The organism is Acidovorax sp. KPB24-07 (genome assembly GCF_057543315.1).
The window spans coordinates 1-785 of sequence record NZ_BAAJYS010000829.1 but is presented as its reverse complement, the minus strand read 5'-3'; the positions used below and the strand labels follow the sequence as shown (position 1 = coordinate 785).

Annotated in this window: 1 protein-coding gene; it reads right to left on the bottom strand. The window is 72.2% G+C overall.

The genetic code is table 11. The annotated features are described in order from the left end of the window. A partial coding sequence (locus tag AC27IQ_RS26110; protein ID WP_487091377.1) for an MFS transporter occupies nucleotides 1–784 on the bottom strand: 784 nt, incomplete at its 3' end. Nucleotide 785 lies beyond the last annotated feature (1 nt).

Here is a 785-nt window from a genome sequence, read left to right as displayed (position 1 = left end):
GCTGCCGCCACAGATACACCCAGCCCACCGCGACGCCGGCCAGCAGCAGCGCCCAGCCCAGCGGGGCCGCCGCACGCGAGGCCTCGCCCCGCACGCCGAGCTGCTCGCCACCGATGAAGATCAGCGCGAACATGAGGATGTTCAGCGTGACGTCCAGCACCGTCAGCCGCGCGCCGGTGTGCGTGCTGGGCGGATTGAACGGCAGCGCGCGCAGCCCCAGCCACAGCGTGAACAGGCCCAGCGGCAGGTTCAGCGCGAACAGCCAAGGCCACGATGCGAAAGACAGGATGGCCGCCGCCACCGAGGGCCCGGCCATCGACGAGGTGGCCACGACCAGCGAGTTGATGGCCATGCCCCGGCCCAGGTGAGCGCGCGGATAGGTCAGGCGCACCAGCGCGGCATTCACGCTCATGATGCCCGCCGCACCCAGCCCCTGCACCGCGCGCGCCACGACCAGCGCTGGGAGTGAAGTGGCCAGCATGGCCCCGAGCGACGACACGGCGAACAGCGCCATGCCCAGCAGGTACACGCGCCGGTAGCCGATGCGCTCGCCCAGCGAGGCGAGCGGCAGCAGCATGACCAGCGTGGCGATCTGGTAGGCGTTGACGACCCAGATGGCCTGCGCCGCGCCCGCGTTCAGTTCGCGAGCGATACCGGGCAGCGCGAGGTTGACGATGCTGCCGTCCAGCACCGCCACGGCCAGTCCGAGGATGATGACCAGCATGGCCCGCGCACGGTCGCGCCCCGGCAGCCCGTCGGAGGCGGCGGGCGCGCCCTGCCCCACG